Annotated in this window: 11 protein-coding genes and 2 tRNA genes; 6 read left to right on the top strand and 7 right to left on the bottom strand. The window is 41.7% G+C overall.

Annotated elements, in window-relative coordinates; genetic code table 11:
• Positions 1-3: 3 nt before the first annotated feature.
• Complete coding sequence (locus tag G626_RS0102545) at positions 4-1,929, bottom strand: tetratricopeptide repeat protein (RefSeq protein WP_022931223.1); 1,926 nt, start codon at positions 1,927-1,929, stop codon at positions 4-6.
• Between the two features lie 253 nt (positions 1,930-2,182).
• On the opposite strand from G626_RS0102545, the gene G626_RS0102540 reads away from it, so the two are divergent.
• Genes G626_RS0102540 through G626_RS17180 form a run of 4 tightly spaced genes read left to right on the top strand, consistent with a single transcriptional unit; the run spans position 2,183 to position 12,258 of the window.
• The gene (locus G626_RS0102540; protein WP_022931222.1) at positions 2,183-4,378 is read left to right on the top strand and encodes an adenylate/guanylate cyclase domain-containing protein; all 2,196 of its coding nucleotides are present in this window, start codon (positions 2,183-2,185) and stop codon (positions 4,376-4,378) included.
• Positions 4,344-7,280, top strand: coding sequence for a FecR domain-containing protein (locus G626_RS0102535; protein ID WP_022931221.1), 2,937 nt, complete (start codon positions 4,344-4,346; stop codon positions 7,278-7,280). Before G626_RS0102540 ends, G626_RS0102535 begins: the two co-directional genes overlap by 35 nt.
• The gene (locus tag G626_RS0102530; protein ID WP_022931220.1) at positions 7,270-8,625 is read left to right on the top strand and encodes a fibronectin type III domain-containing protein; all 1,356 of its coding nucleotides are present in this window, start codon (positions 7,270-7,272) and stop codon (positions 8,623-8,625) included. Before G626_RS0102535 ends, G626_RS0102530 begins: the two co-directional genes overlap by 11 nt.
• Before the next feature lie 9 nt (positions 8,626-8,634).
• Positions 8,635-12,258, top strand: coding sequence for an SUMF1/EgtB/PvdO family nonheme iron enzyme (locus G626_RS17180; protein WP_022931219.1), 3,624 nt, complete (start codon positions 8,635-8,637; stop codon positions 12,256-12,258).
• A gap of 73 nt (positions 12,259-12,331) precedes the next feature.
• Here G626_RS17180 and G626_RS0102520 read toward each other — a convergent pair whose 3' ends face one another.
• The 6 genes from G626_RS0102520 to aroC form a co-directional block, all read right to left on the bottom strand.
• A complete protein-coding gene (locus tag G626_RS0102520) occupies positions 12,332-13,225 on the bottom strand; it encodes an RpnC/YadD family protein (protein ID WP_022931218.1) in 894 nt (297 codons plus the stop codon).
• A gap of 165 nt (positions 13,226-13,390) precedes the next feature.
• Positions 13,391-13,463, bottom strand: a tRNA-Glu gene (locus G626_RS0102515).
• A gap of 34 nt (positions 13,464-13,497) precedes the next feature.
• Positions 13,498-13,568: transfer RNA gene (locus G626_RS0102510), tRNA-Gln, on the bottom strand.
• Between the two features lie 66 nt (positions 13,569-13,634).
• Positions 13,635-14,057 carry an isoamylase early set domain-containing protein gene (locus tag G626_RS15140; RefSeq protein WP_022931217.1) on the bottom strand — a complete coding sequence of 141 codons (423 nt, stop codon included), beginning with the start codon at positions 14,055-14,057 and terminating at the stop codon, positions 13,635-13,637.
• A gap of 92 nt (positions 14,058-14,149) precedes the next feature.
• Positions 14,150-15,592, bottom strand: coding sequence for a D-alanyl-D-alanine carboxypeptidase family protein (locus G626_RS15135; protein ID WP_022931216.1), 1,443 nt, complete (start codon positions 15,590-15,592; stop codon positions 14,150-14,152).
• A gap of 10 nt (positions 15,593-15,602) precedes the next feature.
• Positions 15,603-16,718 (bottom strand): chorismate synthase, encoded by a 1,116-nt coding sequence (gene aroC, locus G626_RS0102495; protein ID WP_022931215.1) that lies wholly within the window; start codon positions 16,716-16,718, stop codon positions 15,603-15,605.
• A 60-nt stretch (positions 16,719-16,778) separates the two neighbouring features.
• Between aroC and G626_RS0102490 the strand changes: the two genes are divergently transcribed.
• A complete protein-coding gene (locus tag G626_RS0102490) occupies positions 16,779-17,879 on the top strand; it encodes a GGDEF domain-containing protein (protein ID WP_022931214.1) in 1,101 nt (366 codons plus the stop codon).
• A gap of 200 nt (positions 17,880-18,079) precedes the next feature.
• Positions 18,080-18,994: a 4-hydroxy-tetrahydrodipicolinate synthase gene (gene dapA, locus G626_RS0102485; RefSeq protein WP_022931213.1), complete on the top strand. Its 915-nt coding sequence runs from the start codon at positions 18,080-18,082 to the stop codon at positions 18,992-18,994.
• Positions 18,995-19,032 lie beyond the last annotated feature (38 nt).

Genomic DNA, 19,032 nt, shown 5'->3' with positions numbered 1-19,032 from the left:
TTTTTATTGTTCCAGTTCCGTTTCGATTCTCAAGAGATTCTTGCGGGCAGTTTCATTGTTAGGATCAACTGCAAGAACTTTTTCATACCATTCTTTAGCCTTAGTATATTTTTTCTGAAGGGAAAGAATGTTTCCAAGGTTATTCATAGCTGGGACAGAACCCATCTTTGCAGAAATTTCATAAACAGAAACGGCATTGTCGTAAAGACCGGCACGTACATAAAGCAAACCAAGTCTGTTATAAAGAGTGATCGAAGCTCCTTCTTCCTTAATCTGAGCCTGAACGGCTGCAATCTGTGGTCCAAATTCCTGAGTGATATATTTGGCAATTGCATCTTCACCGGCACGTACAAGATCTTTTTCTGAAGGGATTTTATTTTTAACATCATCAGAAGAAAAGCCTGAAGGAGGATATGTCTGCCATGCATCTGCAAGCATAATGAATTCTACATCATCTTCATTTTCAAGTGCTTCGTTTACCTTCTCTACACCTTTTTTCCAGCTTTCAGAAAAATCTTTATGAATTACAGACATAGAAAGAGGCAGCCAGATTTTATCGTAAACAACAAGAAGATTGTCTGTATTATTAAAGAGATTCAAAAGAGCCCTTTCATTATCACCAAGTTCAATTGCTACTATAAAATCATCCTGCAAAGGAAGATAAGCCGCGCCAATACCTACAGACTCCAGCATAGACATAAAGAGAACTCCAATATCATCTTTTTCGCCAGAGCGGTAAGAAAGAGTCTGATATGGATACTGAATATAATCGAGTAGAGTAAAATCAAGATGGGTTTCGTTATAAGGAGTATCTGATTTTTCTTCGCAGACAATACCAAGGCTGCGGATTCCTTCGTAAACATACATAGAGAACTGCATGTTCTTGTTCAAACCAGTTCGGAAGTGGTTGCGGGCAACTCCTACAAAATATTTAGAAAGCTCAAGAACTTCCTGAGAGTTTGTAGAAACATAGCTGGAAAGAATTGACGAATCTACCCAGCGCATTGAGTTTCTGTTGTAAACCGAAATTGTAACCGGTACTACAGAAACACGTTTATCGCCCAAAAGTTCATATTCAATAACAATTTCGCCGGAAACTTTTCCTGCTTCCGAGAAGCGGAGAATCTTGTCGCTGAAGTCTGCATAAAAAGGAACCTGTTCGCTTCTGTGCTTTTTAAGCATTTTGATTTCGCCGCACTCAAATTCCGATGCTGTATAGCCTTCTGAGCGGAATCTTACATTCACGTTACGAATTTCAGCTGATTCATTATTCGAAATTGTAATAGTTCCAATCGGATTGTTTTTATAAATCGTATAAATTAATGGGAATACATTTTCATCACACTCTACAGAAGCATCTACCATTCCCGAAGCTTTTTCTGTACTGAATTTGATATTTAAGACAAGCCCTGCAGTAATGCCTGCCGCACCCGGATTTCCAAACCAGGTATTGTTCTGCACATTGAACCATGAAAAGTCAACTCCGGCAGAAAATCTTGTATTAATTCGGAAGTTTACATCTGCATAGGCGCGGTACCAGGGAGCGTAATGAGAACGGTCGTTTGTAAAGCTGCCCGCTACTCCACCGGCAAGGCCTGCTGCAAGTTCTATTCTTGAAAATGGATAATAAAAAATTCCGGCCTGTGCACCAAATGGAACTACATAAACATTAGGCTCACTACCACCTTCAAGCTCTTTTGCGTTATATTTTGGAAGAATCATAAAACCAAATTCTGGTCCAACATTCAAAAGATCAAAAAAGGTAATACCGGCATCTATAAAGCCACCATAACCAACATTTGCGTACTTCTTCTCTCCGGCAGAAAGAAAAGGTAACATTACTGAAGGCGAAAGTTTTAACGTGAAATCATAAGTAAAGACCTCGGCAGCAAGGAGCATACCCAGGATAAGAGACAAAACTTTTTTCATAAAATTAAACTCACTCTGTGTTATATTATCGGCACAAAGCCTAAAATACAACTAACTTCTTATTATATACATTATTCTTAAATTTGTCTATAAGCCGGATTTATCAATTAAAGTAAAAAATCAGATATAAAAATACGTTATTTTATACCCAAACTTGTTTTTTCTATAATTGAATGTTATAATTATGTGAAAAAGTTTCTGCATTTTATCAGTAAGAGATTTTACCGATTTTTATGCTAGAGAGAGAAATATCGTGAGTAACAAAACAAAATCGACTCCTGAAAAAAAAGGAGCCTATGTAGTAAAGTTCCCTATAGGTGTAAAACTTGCACTTATCATCGGATTTATTGTTCTTGTATCTCTTGGAACAGTAACCTACCTTAACAGCCACTTTGTCGGTGAAGATGTAAAAATCACTGCCGAAAACAACAATCTTTCTACAAATACTCGTGCTGCTTCTACCATGGAAGATAAAATCAGCACAATTCGTTCAAATGTATTCCAGTTACTGGACCTTTTGAACGTAGTAAGCGGAGGTCGTCAGGCTGCCCTCGCCCGCCAGGCAGAAGCCTTCTTCTTTGAAAGAAATCAGGATATAGCTTCTATTTATATTCTTTCTGAAAACAGTCTTTCCCGCCCGGAAAGTACAGACAATAAAATCTTAAACACACGCTTTTTCCTCTCAAACGAACTCGACACTTCTGTAATGGAGACTTTTATTCAGGCTTCTCAGAGCGCAATTACCCGTTCCTGCAATGGTGAAACAATTGCCCTGAATGCGTCTCCTTTTTTTGGCATTCCGGTTATGTCTATGCTCTTTCCTTACAAGGAAAATGGTCTCGACCAGACCTGTATAATTACATTCTCTATCGAAAGTATTTCTGATATTCTTGGTACAGACCAGACAAACACTACATTTATCATAAACGATTCAGATGAACTGCTTTCTCACCCGGAAACAGACCGTGTTTTACGTGGAGAAAGCCTTAAAAACTACCCTCTGGTTACCGCAATGCGCCAGAATAACCAGAATAACGACGACAGCCGCCAGATTCCATTCGTAGACACAGAAATTGTTGATGGAAAAGAAAAAAAAGTTGACTATTACGGTGCTTACGAAAAGCTTTCCTTTGGTGATATTGTTGTAATGACAACCGTACCGCTCAATTCGGTACTGGAAGGAGTTCTTACAACCCGCAGAAACAACATTTACCTTATGGGTGTTGTATTCTTCCTTTCTATTATATTCATTCTTGTTTTCTCCCGCTTTGCAATTTCGCGACATCTGCGAAAACTTACTGCTGCAGCCGAAGAAATCAAGCTTGGTAACTTTGAATCTGATATTTTTGAACGCCTTCACACTAAACGAAAGGATGAAATTGGTGTTTTGAACCAGAGTACAAAAGATGAACTTTACTCCCTGAACACCTTCGCAAAATTCACTAACAGAAACGTTGCAAAGGCTATTGCCCGCCAGGAAATCGACTTTAATCCTCACCTCAAGGACGTAACAATCTTCTTCAGCGATATCCGAGGCTTTACAGCTATTTCAGACGGCTTTAAAAACCGCTTTGGAAACGATTCGCCAAGCGAAATCATCGGCTTCTTGAACGACTATATGAGCCGAATGGTAAACTGTATCGTGCTCAGCCACGGAAACATCGATAAATTCGAAGGTGACGCTATCATGGCCGTTTGGGGAATTATGAGAAACGACAGTCTTGACTTTGAATCCCTACCCGATTCAGACCCGAAAAAGAAGGAACTGCAGAAAATCCACGACGAACACGTTATGGAAGATGCTACAAACGCCATTCGCGGTACAATTGCCATGCGTTATGCCCTTATGAAATACAATAAGGAAGCAGAAGCCTTTACAAAAGCACACGAAAAAGAACCGAAAGCTAAATATAAGCCTCACATCCGCATTGGTAGCGGATTGAATACCGGTCGCGCAACCTGTGGCCTTATGGGTGCCGACATGGGTAAAGACGGTAAAATGGAATATACGGCTATTGGAGATGCTGTAAACTTTGCATCTCGTACAGAAAGCTCTAACAAGCCTTGTGGAACTGATATTCTTATTACCGAAGACACTTACAGCCTGCTCAAAAAGCGCTTTATCAAGTGCGAAGAGAATCATTTTACAATTGCAGAGGCCGACAAGCCTAACGAACTGATTGTAGAGATGATTCCAGTAGAATTTGAAGTAAAAGGTAAAGGAACACAGCACTTCTACGGTGTTGTAAATATGCCTCAGTTTGATATTGAAGCTTTCTTTAAGCCTAATGAACCGGATTTCAAGGCAGACCCGGACTGCGCAAGAGCCCTTGGCCCTAAGGGACCGAAAACTCTCAACGAAGTTCGTAACCTCCTTGGTATTCCAATCCCAGAATTTGAAAAGGTAAACTTGAATGAAGAAGAAAACAAGATCCAGGTTAAGCAATAGTCTGCTTCTTCCTTTCCTCATCACTATTTTTATCTGTCTCATTGGTGCTTCAGCAAACTCCTGGTTGTTCTATACAAGCTTCTTCCGTGCCCTTACAAAGCAGAACGAGCAGCCTATTGCAACCATTACATTCAAATATAAAACTGCCCAGCGAAAATTCTTAGACCGCGTTGTCTGGGACCGCTTACGTCAGGAATCTCCTGTTTACAATGGAGACACAATTCACACTGCTGCCCTTTCAGAAGCAACCATCTGGTTTAACGACGGTAACGTTATGGACCTTATGGAAAACACCATGGCTCAGGTATTCCTTACAGAAGATAAGGGTGCTGCCGTAGAACTGGAAGACGGATATGCAACCGTAGACTCTTCAGACGCAGAAAACGGAATGACCCTTTCTTCGGGCGGAGTTCAGGTTGATGTAAAGTCTGGAACCAGTTTGAGCGCAGGTTCTGTTGCAAAAGGCGGAAGTGGAGGAAGTGCAGCCAGCGGTTCAGGACTTTCTGTACAGGTATTAAAGGGTTCTGCTTCCCTGCAGAATGCAGACGGATCTACTCTTGCAATCAATCAGGGTGAAGAGCTAAATATGAGCACAGGCACAGCACAGACAATTCCTGCAAAGCCTGCCCTCACCGTTTACGCCCCTGCCCGCAACCAGAAAGTTCTTTACCATACTCCTGGCGCTACAGACGTACACTTTAGCTGGAGCCAGACTGCAGCTGCAACCATGCTGCAAATTTCAAAAGATAAAGATTTTAATGATATTTTATACAGCCTTAATTCAGACGGCTTAACCGAAACTGATATTAAACTGGAAGCCGGCATCTGGTACTGGAAGCTGGACGGCTCAGAAGACGGAGTTTCCCTGGAGCAGGCTGTAAACGACGGCCAGATAAAAACAGGAAAAGTTCAGGTAATTCAGTCTCTGCCACCAACCCCTGTTGCTCCGGCAGAAAACTACAGCTACGGCTACCGCACAAGAAATCCTGCAGTGCGTATTATCTGGACAGAAAGCCCATACGCTTCTACCTACAAGCTTGAAATTTCAAGAAATCCTAATATGAATAATCCGGTTATAGAACAGAGAACTTCTACAACCTCTTCTATTATTTCTACCCTTGACCAGGGCACTTACTACTGGCGTGTAACTCCTTACTATACAATGAATAAAAAAGGTTTTGCCGCTCCTTCGGAAGTACGCAGTTTTAAGGTAGAGCGCAAGGGAGAACTTACTGCTCCGGAGCTTTTAGTGCCTTCTGTAAATGGAATTGTAAATACAGAAACAAAGGCTAAACCAACCAGCTTCTCATGGAAGATTGAAAATGAAGCACAGAGCTACACAGTTCGCATTGCAGATAACGAAAACCTTCGTAATCCGGCAGTTTCTTTTGAAACTACAGATAACTTCTATACCTATAATCCTAATGTAACAAAGCTTAGAGACGGCAAATGGTACTGGGGAATTACAATGCGCGATACAGAAGGCAACAATTCTCCTGTATCAGAAATCCGCACCTTCTATACTATGAAGGGTGTACCAGAACAGCACACTGTTGAACCTGCAGAAGGCTACAAATGTGCCCTCAACCTTTTACCGGATACAAAGTTCACCTGGAAGCGTAATATTCCGGCAAACTTTACAAGCGAACTGGAAATTGCTCAGGACCAGGGCTTCAGGAACGTTGTTTATAAGGCTCCTGTAAACTCTACAAGTCTGCGCGGTGTAAACCTGCCTCTTGGAACTTATTACTGGCGCTTAAAATCTTCCAGCACAACAGACGAAACAGAGCTCATTACTCCTGCAAAGACCCTCAACGTAATTGGTAACCTTGCAGAGGCACAGCTTTCGGCACCAGGTGGTCGTGCTATTGCCCGCGAAACTATTCCGTTTAAGTTTAAGTGGTCAGACGTAGATGGAGCAGATTACTACAAGCTGTCAATTTTCCGCCAGTCTGACGACAAATTGATTTATGAAAATGTTGTTTATGAGCCGGAAGATAACGTAGATATGTTTAATCCTGCAGACTTTGTAGACAAATCAAATTACAAATGGCGCATTCAGGCCTTTGCAAATGAAATTCCGGGAGTTTCTTCCCGCCGAACAGGACGTCTTGCAGAAAATTCATTCTATCTTCTTAAGCTTAGACCGGTAGAAATTACAAGCCCTGCAAAGGGAACTGAGTTCAATGGTGTTGAAGCTGTTTTGAATCCTGCTTCTGCTAAATGGACAAGTGTTGATGATGTTGCAAAAGCTCAGTTTGTTCTTATAAAAGCAGATGAAAAAAACTCTGTTATTCTTAAGGTTCCATCAGATGAAGATATGGCAAACGGTAAGAGAGTTGCACCAAAAACAGTAAAACTCGACACTGCTGAAGGTCTTCGTCCTGGTCGTTACGAAATTGTTGTTTACGCAGAAACCTTAGACGGCGTTGATATTTCTAACACAGACAACAAGTACAGAGGACGCTTTACAGTATTGCCGGTTGAACCTCTTGAAGGAACAATTGGTCTTACTGCTACTCCAGAGCTGCTCGGTGCAGACTACCTGCGTAATCCGGAAAATCCAAGAACAATTACCCTCAGCTGGAACAAAGTACGTGAAGCAACTGATTACATAGTAGAAATTAAAGACAAGAAAAATAAAGTAGTACTCACTCAAATGGTAGACAAACCTAGTTACGAAATTGATTTTATGAAGCTCTATGAGACAAATAAATCAACCTTCGCAAAGGGAACCTTTAAGTGGAGCGTACATGCTATAAGACGTATTGATACCAACAAAGACGGTATTGTAGATAAACTTCTTCAGGAAGGACCTTCGGCTGAATCAACCTTCTCTACCGATGTTCCTACCCCAAGAAAAACCAAGGCAAAAGGAGCTCGTAACCCATATGGTAATTAGAAAAAAGCTCCTCTGCTCTTTGTGTATAGCCCTTATGATTTTAGGAGCAGCTTCGGCTAAGTCAAAAAAGAAATCAAAAAACGGATTCAATGCCGCAGCTCCGTCTGCAGATGCGGCCGCTACAGCAAAAACTGAAAACGGCGAAGTTTCTGAAGAGGAAATTAAAAACGACGAAAATCCGGATGCATCCTGGCAGTATCTTGAATGGATAGAAGATTTTCCAGAATACGTTCAAAAGTACGAAGTTGTAATTGAAGAAAAGAAAAATGATACTGCAGACTGGACAGAAATAAACCGCCTCTTTACAGAAGACAACACAACCCGTGTTCAGATCCAGCCTCTTCTTACCCCAGGCCTCTACCGCTACAAGGTAATTACTTACGACCTTATCGGCATTCCGGAAATTGAGTCAGACTGGTTTGAATTTAATATTTACAGAGCATATATTCCACAAATCCGTAGCGTGGAAGCTTCTGTAACCCACTCTTCTACAATTTATCTTGATGAAATTAACGATGGTATTTTTACAGTTACCGGACGAAATCTTTTTGAACTGCAGGAAGGCCCTACAGATACATCATTTACAAATTACGAAGTAGTAAATAGTCGTAGAAAAAACTCTGAACCTATAGTTCCTAATATTACCGAATTCAGCGATAACAACCGCAGGCTTAAGGTTCAGTTTAATATGGATGAACTTGATACTGGTACCTATTACTTTACTGCAGTTGACGCCAGCGGCCTTAGATCAGAGAACTCTAAGGACAACACCTTTACCGTAAAATTCCGTAAGGCAGTAGACTTTGATGTTGCCGGCGGTTACACCTGCCCTGTCATTGTATTTGGCGACAAAATGAAAGAATACCTTAACACAAGCGTGCTTCCGCTTTCTGTTAATGCAAAAATTTCTCTTATGCCATTTAAGCGCCGTTTTGGTTACCTTGGTCTTGGTGTAGATGCTACCTTCTCAAGACTTATGACTAAAACCCTTGGTTACGACCTTGACGGTAACTACATTTGCGGAAACGCGCTCTTTATATATCAGCTTCCAATCCGTATTAAGAGTAAAAAAGATGCAACAAAGCTTCGTCATATTGCAACTCTTGAACTTCACGGTGGAGCCGGTATTGCTATGTTCCAGAACACAGTTTTCCACTTCCCTCACGACATTAATTCTGAGCCTCTTAACAGTCTGGACTTCTGTGCTATGGCTGGTGTCAGCGGACAAGTTTATTTTACAAACAGACTTTATGCAGAAATTGGTGCTGATTTTGTAATGCCTCTTATGGAAAATCTTCCATGGGCCTATGTAAAACCTGTTGCTGCTGTTGGCTGGCAGTTCTAGGAGTTTAGAATGAAAAAACTTCATACCCTTCTTCTGGGACTTTCTCTAATTTTTTCTTCCTGTGCACTTTTTGAAAACGACGTTGCAGACTTCATGGAAAAATACACAGAAACAGCCGCAATTGAACAGCACACTTTCAGCATAGAAACTTACACCGACGCTGCAAACCAGCTCTGTATTCCTTCTGATCAGGATGTAGAAATCACCTTCTACATGCGTAACCCGAAACAGTTTAATCTTGTTCCTTCTGTAAACTTTGAAAACCTGGACGGTCAGATAAGCCGTTCTGCAGTCGGCATTGAACAGACTGAATTTGCAATCATAAACCTTACTCTGCCGCAGGACTTCCTTATTCCGGCAGACGAAGGAAAAGACATAACTCCTCTCATCAATCTTTACGAGCCTATGAGTGGCCGTGACTTTGACCGCTATTCAGTAAGTCTGAGCTGTAACTCAAAGCCGCCTGCAATTTTAAATCCTACAATCTTAAACAAGGGTAACCAGACCTTCGTAGTTGCCTTTGACATGCCTAACGAAGAAGAAGTGGCTATCCGCCATAAAGACCTTGCCTCTGTAGAAATTAACGGAGTAAGCTATCCGGTTCAGGTTACTACAGAAACAGACTCAACATCAGACCCGGAACATCCTAACCTGCAGGTAGCCCGCTACACCTTTACAGATGCACACTTTAAACGCTCTTACAGCAGCAGCTACATCACACTCAAAGGAAAGGCCTTTGAACACAAGGCAAATAACTCTGTTTACTTTGAAACCGACGACGCCTTTACAAATGGCGACAAAGAATATTCAATCATCCTGCGCGATTCCGCAGGCCTTACAAGTGAAGTAAAGGCTTCTACAAGTATTTCTAAGCTGGTGAAACCTGTTATTATGGACCAGAACGGCGGTATTGTTTCAGAAGAAGGCCTTACAGGTATTCCATTTGATGAAGATACTAAAAAAGGTACCGTTACAATTATACCTCCAACAGAAGACCACCTCGGCAACCCTGTAAGCGGTACAACAGTTTATTATAAAGTTTATGAAGCAACAGGAAGCGGCCTCATTTACACCAGCGGCACTACAACAGATGCAAAGACAATAGAACTTCCTCAGAACACCTACCGTGTAGAAGCCTATGCTTCTCTTACTAACTATGAGAACTCTTCTACTACAACAGTTAAGTTCCGCTTCCTCAACAACGTTCTCTTTGTAACCGCCTGCGATTCTTACGATGGCTCTAACCGCGACGGTTCAGAAAGAGCTCCATTCAGAACAATCGCAGAAGCCCTCGCCGACATTGAAAGCCGCGAAAGAAAAGACGCCAAGTTCACACTCTACGTAGCCGGCGACTTTACAGGAACTACTTATGATTCTACTGGTGTGGCATCAACAAGTAATGGCGAAATCACACTTGATGATAACGAAGTAAATACAGGCGAGCTTGTAATTACCCAGAATCCTAGATCAAGTGCTACTCAGGCAATATTAAAGACTATCAACCTCGACAGCGGATTAGATCCTGCACTTAAGATTACTATTGGAAATGTTAAGATAATCAATAGTGAAACCAGTGGAGCAGGAATTACACATAGTGCATCGAATACTCTTACTATTGATGGAACAACAATAACCGGCTGTACTCAGGCAATACATCAAACTACAGGTTCTCTGACAATAAAGAACTGTACTGTATCAAATAATACTGTAGGTCTACGAGTTGACGATTGTACCCGCTGCGATATTCAGGGCGGCTTGTTTGATTCTAATACTTCAATGGCAGTTTATTTTGAAGGTAATGGAACATATACAATTTCTGGTGGAACATTCAAAAATAATGCATCTAGTTATCTCACCAGCATTTTTATAAAAACTGCCAGCACGGCTGACTGTATTATTTCAGGTGGTGTAATAAAAGAAAATCATTCAGCTGGTATTTATGTGACATATGACAATTCAAGTGTTCTTAAACTTTATGGTGGAGAAATATCTTCGAATAGAGCAGGTGGTATAGAACTTGAAAATGGAGCTACACTCAAAGTAAAGGGTAATCCAAAAGTTCAAAATAACACAAAAACAACAGCAGGAAATCCAGAAAAAGCAAATGTTATTCTTCCTGCAGGTAATAAAATAATCGTAGACGGTCCACTTAGTAGTGGTGCCAAGATTGGTGTAACTACAGATACTTCAAATGAACCAACACAAATTGGTCACACCTATGACTTTGCAACCGGCTATGTAAACTCAGGTTCACCATCACAGTACTTTTCAAGCGACCGTGGCTTCAGCATTGTTGCGGGTGCCGGCGGTGCCGTAAACATTGCTAAATCCGGTTCAAGCGGCGGCCAGTATCTGGCTACAGATTATGAATTTACATTTGCGGCAAGTTGTGGATGGGTTGAACCAACTCAGACTAAGACTATAACAATTACTCCAACAATTACAAGAAAAGAACCGGCAGGCAGTGATCCTGCAACAACACCAATAGCTTACTCTTCAATTGCTTCTGATGTAAGCTGGTCTGTAAAGGTAATGAACGGCGGTACTCAGGTTGCCGCATTCTCTTCTAACAGCTTCACCTTCCCTGCAGTGCCAGCTGGCAACTACAAACTCCTGGTAACCGCAACTTACCTTGGCCAGCCACACGGAGCCGAGTTTAACATTATTGTTACTGATCCAGAAATAACTTCAGGTGCAGGTCATTATGACTCTTCTACAACTCTTCCAAATTCTCAAGTCTTTGTTCATAACAGAGTAAGTGTTGAAAATATGAAAAACCTGATTGCATGTATTCATGAAGTAACACAGGGAGAATACGAGCAGTACTGTATATACTGTGCAGATGATGAGAAAAACGCTCCAAGTGAAAAATATGGCAAAGGGCCGGATTATCCAGTTTACTGTGTAAACTGGTATGAGGCCGTTATGTATTGTAATTTAAGAAGTAAAGCAGAGAACCTTACTCCTGTATATTATCTTGCTGATGCAACTGGCAATGAAGTTGCAAACGGCCGCGAAATTTCTACATGGAAAGCACTATGTGGTACAACACTTATAAATGAATCAAACGGAAAATATTTTTCTAGTATTGCAAAGCGCAATAAAAGCGATTATACAATTGAAGAAGTTTCACAATTAGATTATACGGGTTCAGGAGATACTGATGGCGGAATTCGTTTTGATGAAAGCGCTAATGGCTGGAGGTTACCTACCGATGCAGAGTGGGAATTTCTTGCAAGAGGTGGAGATCTTTCATCCGAAGGATACACATATAGTGGCAGTGATAATATAGATGAAGTAGCCTGGTATTCAGGAAATTCTGCAGTAGATGGCCAGATACAAACACATCCTGTATGTACAAAAAAGCCTAATGCGTTAGGTTTATATGATATGAGTGGAAACGTATATGAATGGTGTTGGGATTATAATTTATACACAAATCATAATCCTCTCCCTGCTACTACAGGTGCAAATGGACCAGAAGTAGCAGGCATGTACAATTCTCGAATTATACGAGGTGGTTCTTATAGCTATGACGCTGGAAATAACAAGGTAGTCCATAGACCAACATATGACTATTCTCAAGACAGGTTTAAATACCTCGGCTTCCGCGTAGTCCGCAATGCCGACTAAAACACTGTCTAGCCACCTAAGCCTGAACAGTAATCTGCTTCTGTAATTCAAGCACCTGCTCAAGCGGCAGGTCTTATGCTTTCACAGAAACAGATTCTTTCACTAATTCCCGAACTTGGTCTTCAGTCATATTCAGGGATTTTGCGATAATTTCAATTGAGACTCCATTAGCATAGAAGCTACGGGCAGCTTCCACCGCTTTTCTTATAGTCGCATCTTCAATCTTTGCCTGCATGTCTAATTCATAATCATATTCATCTGTAAGCATATTGATTACCGCCGTACCTTTCCTGGTAAGATAATCTACGAGTATGCCTCTGGAGATTGCTTCGCGGATTGCTTTTTCGTAGCAGGTATTCTGCTCGTCTTTAGTCGGTGCTTCTTTCAGCACAGCCTGATAACGGAATACAATATCCATGAACTCGCAGTACTGCCTTAGCATATCACACTTCTGCACAACCGGCAAGTTTTTTCCCTCGTCACCAATTATGCTCATAAACCGAACCTTAAGTTCGCACAAGGGTTCTTGCTGAGGTTCCCAAAATGCATCTGAAAGTTTCATTGTATATTCCTTTTCCGTTTTTCTTTTCCCGTTGTAGAAAACATAAAACTCGGGAGTTGGGATTTTAACGATGTTTTCATTATATCTAGCCCGGGCAGGAATAATTCCATAAAGCAGATGAACATAGTATTCCAGGCAACGCAGCGGCATATTTTCATTGGGCGTACTTTGATGTTCCACCAGAATTATCAGGCGGTCATTTATTAGCATACTGATGTCGTTATCGTAAGGCTTACAGATGGACTGTGGAATCTTTTTGTGTTCAATGACAGTATCTTCAAGCTTCAGATTTGTTCCATGAATCGCATTGTAAAGTGAAAGAAAATTTTTCTTTCCGTCCAGTTCATCATCTCCGAAAATATCGGCAAATACACTTGATTTGATTTCTCTGTTTTCAAAAGACATTAGGCCCTCCTCGTCATGGCACAATACCGCCCCGCGGCAATAGTTTTTTCTACATATAATATTGTCCGAACTTAATCATTTTACGCAGTTTTTTTGGAGGAAACTTGAAAAAAGACAAAAAAAAACTCGCTTTTCAGCGAGTCTGTTTTAGGATTATCCTTGTTATAGCTCCCACGGGAGTCGAACCCGTCTCTCCGCCTTGAGAGGGCGATGAACTAAACCGATATTCGAGGGAGCCAAAAAAAAGCTGAACCATTCCTGATTCAGCTTAGTTCCCCAAGGAGGATTCGAACCCCCACAGTCAGAACCAGAATCTGAAGTGCTACCATTACACAATCGGGGAATAAATAAGTGAGTATTAATATATTGATTAACGCTCACTTTGTCAACAGGTCTAAACCTATTTTTATTATTTTTTTGCAGTTTTTTTAGCAGCAGGCTTTTTTGCGGCCGGCTTCTTGTCTGCAGTTTTGTTTACAGCTTTTGATGTAGGCTTTTTGTTTACTTTTGGAGCCTTTGGAACTGTAGTGTCTACTACAGAGTTATCATCACTTGCGAACTCTGAGCGAACATACTTGTCTGCTTTCCAGTCGTTAATCCAGGTGTTTCCATCGAGGCAGTAGCGGAACTGGAATTCTTTATTTGTCTCGAGCTGCTTCTTTACTGAGAAAGAACCATTCGGATCTTTTTTCATAGGAATTGAGGTTGGGTCCCAGCTGTTAAAATCACCTGCAAGATAAACCTTTGTTGCACCTGCAGCAGCTTCCGGGTTTACTGTAAATACAACTGTACACTTTTTACCATCACTTGAGAATGTTTTCTTCAATGACATATTGTTATCTCCTGTTGTTTAAGGTACTGTCATCCTGAACTTGTTTCAGGATCCATGAAAAGATGTTGAATCAAGTTCAGCATGACGCTCCTTTATTTATCTTTAATTGTATGCTTATATTTTATTAAAATCAAGTCTGACATTGCAGATAAAACGTTTCCCTTGTTAAGATTTCGGTCTGCAACAAGGGGGATTTCCTGAAGAATGTAATCTGCAAGAGAAATCACAATCTTTCCCTGCATACTCCCCTGCTCTACTGCGCCCCAGCAATAATCCGGCAGCTGAACTTCTATTCGCACTGAATCAATATTTTCTGCCATAGAAGCGCCTGAGACGTAAGGAACTGTAAAGGTTTCTTCTGTAAAAGCCGGAACAAGGCGAATCATTTTTTCTGATGCATTAAAGCTGCGTACCAGATATGGATGAACCTTAAGCTCGAGGGAAGTATCAGCAAAGTTCTTAAAAGCCCATTCCATAAGCTCTGTACCGTCGTGTACACGGCCTGCCTGACCTTCTTTTGCATTATTACCCGGACCGCCCATTGTAACGGACAAAAAGCGGGTTTCCCCGCGAACTGCTGTGAGCGAAAGATTATATCCGCTTTCATCAATATAACCTGTTTTAAGACCGTCGCAGCCCTGAAGTTTTCCAAGCAGCGGATTTGTATTCTGCTGAGTAATTGGCATTGTGATTTTTTGAGGCAGCCCCTGGGTAAAATCCTGGGCAAGAGGCTTATCTCCTGGTGCAAGATTTTTTGCCTTAGGATAGGTAAAATCTAATACGCTGTGAAAGCGGTGCAGCGACTGTGGATGGCGGCGAAGATAGACTGTTGCAAACTCTGCCATTTCGCGGGCAGTAGTCTGATTCTTTTCGCTGTAGCCTGAGCTTTCTACAAAATGAGTGTGCTCAAGCCCCAGGTCACTAGCTACAAGATTCATTCGCTCAACAAAGGCTTCCATACTTCCGCTTACTGTATAGGCAAGGGCATAAGCCGCATCGTTACCGGAACAGATTGAAAGGCCAAGGAGAAGTTCCTCCATTGTAACCCGCTGACCTTTACCCAGGAACATAAGGGAAGAGTGAGGAGGCATGTTGCAGGCCCAGCTTTCCGGCGGAAGCGGAATTACCTGGTCATAGCTGAAACGACCGCTGGCAATCTCCTCCTCTACAACATACATGGCAAAAAGTTTTGTCATAGAAGCAGGAGGAATTATTGCATCTGCATTTTTTTCATAAAGGATATTACCGTTAGACACATCTAACAAAATTGCAGATTTAGCCCAGACATCCAGCTGAGGCTGCCCTATATTATAAGGAAGTTTTTTAAGCAGCTGATGTTCAGAAGAATACTGTGAATAAAGGATTTCATTGAGGTCGTAAATCTGCTCTGCAGTGAGAGGAGTTGCATCCACTGTCTGCTTAAAATCATAAGCCCGGCAAGCTGTATATGCACAAAAAGTGATTAATAGTAAGGCTGCTGCGGCTGTAAAGGCCTGCCACAGACGGAAGCGGGATTCTTTGTTTTTCTCTGACATGATTTTCTCTCTATTGTAAATCTCTTAAAAGTGAATCAACTAAAACAAGAGCAGTCATTGCTTCTACAACAGGAACAATGCGGGGACAAAGACAAACGTCGTGGCGACCCTTTATCTGAAGTTCTGTACTTTCATAGCTTGCAGAGCCATCAGAATTAAAATCACTTGTACGGCGAACTGTCTGCTGGCTCTTAAAAATACTAGGAACAGGCTTTACAGCCACGCGGAATAAAATATCAGCTCCACTGCTCAAGCCACCCAAAACTCCGCCTGCATGGTTTGAATCAAAAAGGGGCTTTCCGTTTTCGGCATGCATAGTGTCGTTATTCTGGCTTCCAAAGCTGTCTGCTGCAGCAAAGCCGTCTCCAATTTCAAAGCCCTTCACTGCCCCAATGCTGAGCATTGCAGCCGCCAGCTGGGCATCGAGTTTTTCAAATGCAGGCTGGCCAAGTCCAACCGGGCAGCCGGTAACTAAGCATTCAATTACCCCACCCGCAGAGTCGCCGGCCGCACGAAGTTCTTCGATTTTTTTATTCATCTCTGCCGCAGCCTCATTATCCGGCGCACGAAGATTATTTTCTTCTATCTGACTGAGGTCCCGCTTTTCTGCACTAATACCTGCAGCGCGGATTGTATAAGCAGTAATTTTAATCCCCTTCTGTTTGAGAACCTCTTGTGCCACCGCACCCGCTGCAACTCTCGCTAGAGTCTCGCGTCCGCTGGAACGTCCGCCGCCGCGGTAATCACGATTACCCTTGTATTTAATATCATAAGTAAAATCTGCATGCCCCGGACGGAAGGTTAAATCTAAGTTTCCATAATCACCGGAATGCTGAGAGGTATTTCTAACCTCAAGGGCAATAGGAGTTCCTGTAGTACGGCCTTCAAAAACACCGGACAAAATCTCAACTTCGTCGGCCTCTTTGCGGGCTGTTACAGAAGCACTTACCTGGCCCGTAACCGAAGCCCCCGGACGACGACGATTTAAGGCCGCCTGAATCATTTCTTTAGTAAGCTCGATTCCTGCCGGGCAGCCATCAATAACACAGCCCAAAGCCACCCCGTGACTTTCACCAAAGGTTGTTACACAAAACCTTTTTCCAAATGTATTGCCGTTACTACTCATAAAAAAACATTATAATAAAAAGTCTAGTTTAATTGAAGAGATTATATTATAATAATTCTTATGGTGTTTAGTTTTTCAGCTGCAAGGCTCTTATTTTTTGTAAATTTTCCCCCAATTGTTTCCATTATCATTCTCGTTGCCTTTATTAAAACGAATGTTACATTTTCAGATATAATTAACAGAATCTTTTTTGTTGCCTGTGCATCAGTCTTCTTACTGGTTGTTGCAGACAGCACCCGCTTTGTAACTGCAAGAATGGATCATCCAACTTTCCTAAGATATTTTTCAAAGGACGTCGGTTATATTCTCCGGGTTCTGGTAATTTATTTGATTACATTGATTGCAAAACGTAGAAGATCCCGCCACCCGTTTTTATATTCCCTTCCACTTCTCTTTTGTATCGCCATCTGTACATTAAATACTTTACCATTTGGAAGAGGTCTTATGTTTATCTGCGATGAGAACAACGTTTTTCACCGAGGTCCCTTTGGCTATACTCCGCATTTGATATGCTTAATTTATTCGCTTTTACTTCTTTACTATTCTTTTAAGAATTTTAGTCACAACAAATATGAACCTCTGGTAGTAATAATTATAGAGCTTGCAGCCTTTACTGCGATGGTCGTAGAAATGCTTTATGATTTTGATTTTGTTCTTTCGCAGGTTCTGGTTTCTTCTGTCATCTTCTATTATTTCTTCCTGATGACAATGACTTACAAGCGCGATACCCTTACACGCCTGCTGAACCGCCGCTGCTTTTATCTTGAAGTTAATCATCTTAAAAAATCAAAAATGATTATTCTTTCCATGGATTTGAACAATCTTAAAATTTATAATGATACAAAAGGCCATGCTGCCGGAGACAGGGCTCTTATTACTGTTTCTGAAATTATGGAAGATGTTTTTGCAAAGTACGCAAAGCTTTACAGAACAGGCGGCGATGAGTTCATGGCAATCTTCACTAAGCAGGATAAAAGCTTTATCGAAAAGCTTGTTGAAGATTTTCAGGCTGCTCTAAAGGCCACAGAATATATGGTTGCCTGTGGCCTTGCGGAATATACTCCTGGTGATGATATTGAAAAGGTTATTACACTCAGCGACGAACGCATGTACTCGCATAAGGTGAAATTAAAGAATTCTGACTCCTTTAAAAAAATATAAAATGCACGGTGGTCGAGTGCCGCGCAGCGGTGTATCGAGACCACCTGATAAGATGACATCCCTAAAACGGTGGTTTCGATACGGCTTCACCTACTCAACCACCATTTTTAATTCTACTTAAAATCTACATATATATTGAATTTCACATCAAAAATCATTAAAATATTTCGCAAAATATATATAGACTCAGGAGGTATGTTATGAGTATTTTTCGTGGCGCTTTTACAGCTTTGATTACACCAATGAAGGCTGATGGTTCAGTTGATTTTGAGGGCTTCCGAAAAAATGTCAAACATCAGCTCCAGCAGGGGATTGATGGTTTAGTTCCACTTGGAACCACCGCAGAAACCCCTACCCTTGATGAAAAGCCGGGCAGCGAAGAAGATCAGATTATACAGATTGTTTTTGAAGAAGTTCGTGCTTTTGAAAAGGAAACAGGAAAAAAGATTCCGGTAATTCTTGGTGCCGGTTCAAATAATACAAAGGATGCAGTTGCCTACGTTGAACGCGCTAAGGCAGCAGGCGCTGATGCAGCACTTGTTGTAACTCCTTATTACAACAAGCCTTCAAAGGAAGGAATCTATCAGCACTTTGCAGCAGTTAGCAAGGTTGGAATCCCAATCATCGTTTACAACATTGCAGGCCGTACAGGTTTGAATATTCCAACTGATTTGCTGGCACGCATTGCAGAGCTCCCTAACATCGCTGGTGTAAAGGAAGCAAGCGGAAGCGTAGCTCAGATGATGGAAGTTATCGGCCAGATTAAGAATAAGAAGCCTGACTTCGCTGTATTGAGCGGCGATGATGGTCTTACCCTTCCTTTGATTGCAGCAGGTGGAGACGGAATTATTTCTGTTGCTTCTAACATGATTCCTGCTTTGATGCACGAGCTTGCACAGTCTGCACTCGACGGCGACTTTAAGAAGGCCCGCGAGATTCACTACAGACTCGCTCCATTCTTCAAGGCAGAGTTCTGCGACGGAAACCCTTCGTCTATTAAATATGCAATGAACGTAAAGGGCATGCCGGCAGGCGGCTTGAGATTGCCTTTGGTTGAAGTTAACGACGCTGCAAAGAAGCAGATTGAACAGGCTATTAAGGACTGTGGTTTGTAGAACACTGTCACCCCGAACTCGTTTCGGGGTCTCATTAA

It is taken from the genome of Treponema bryantii NK4A124, from assembly GCF_000421345.1.
Lineage (GTDB): Bacteria > Spirochaetota > Spirochaetia > Treponematales > Treponemataceae > Treponema_D > Treponema_D bryantii_B.
The sequence above is the reverse complement of the archived record's forward strand: the minus strand, read 5'-3'. Positions and strand labels throughout refer to the sequence as shown.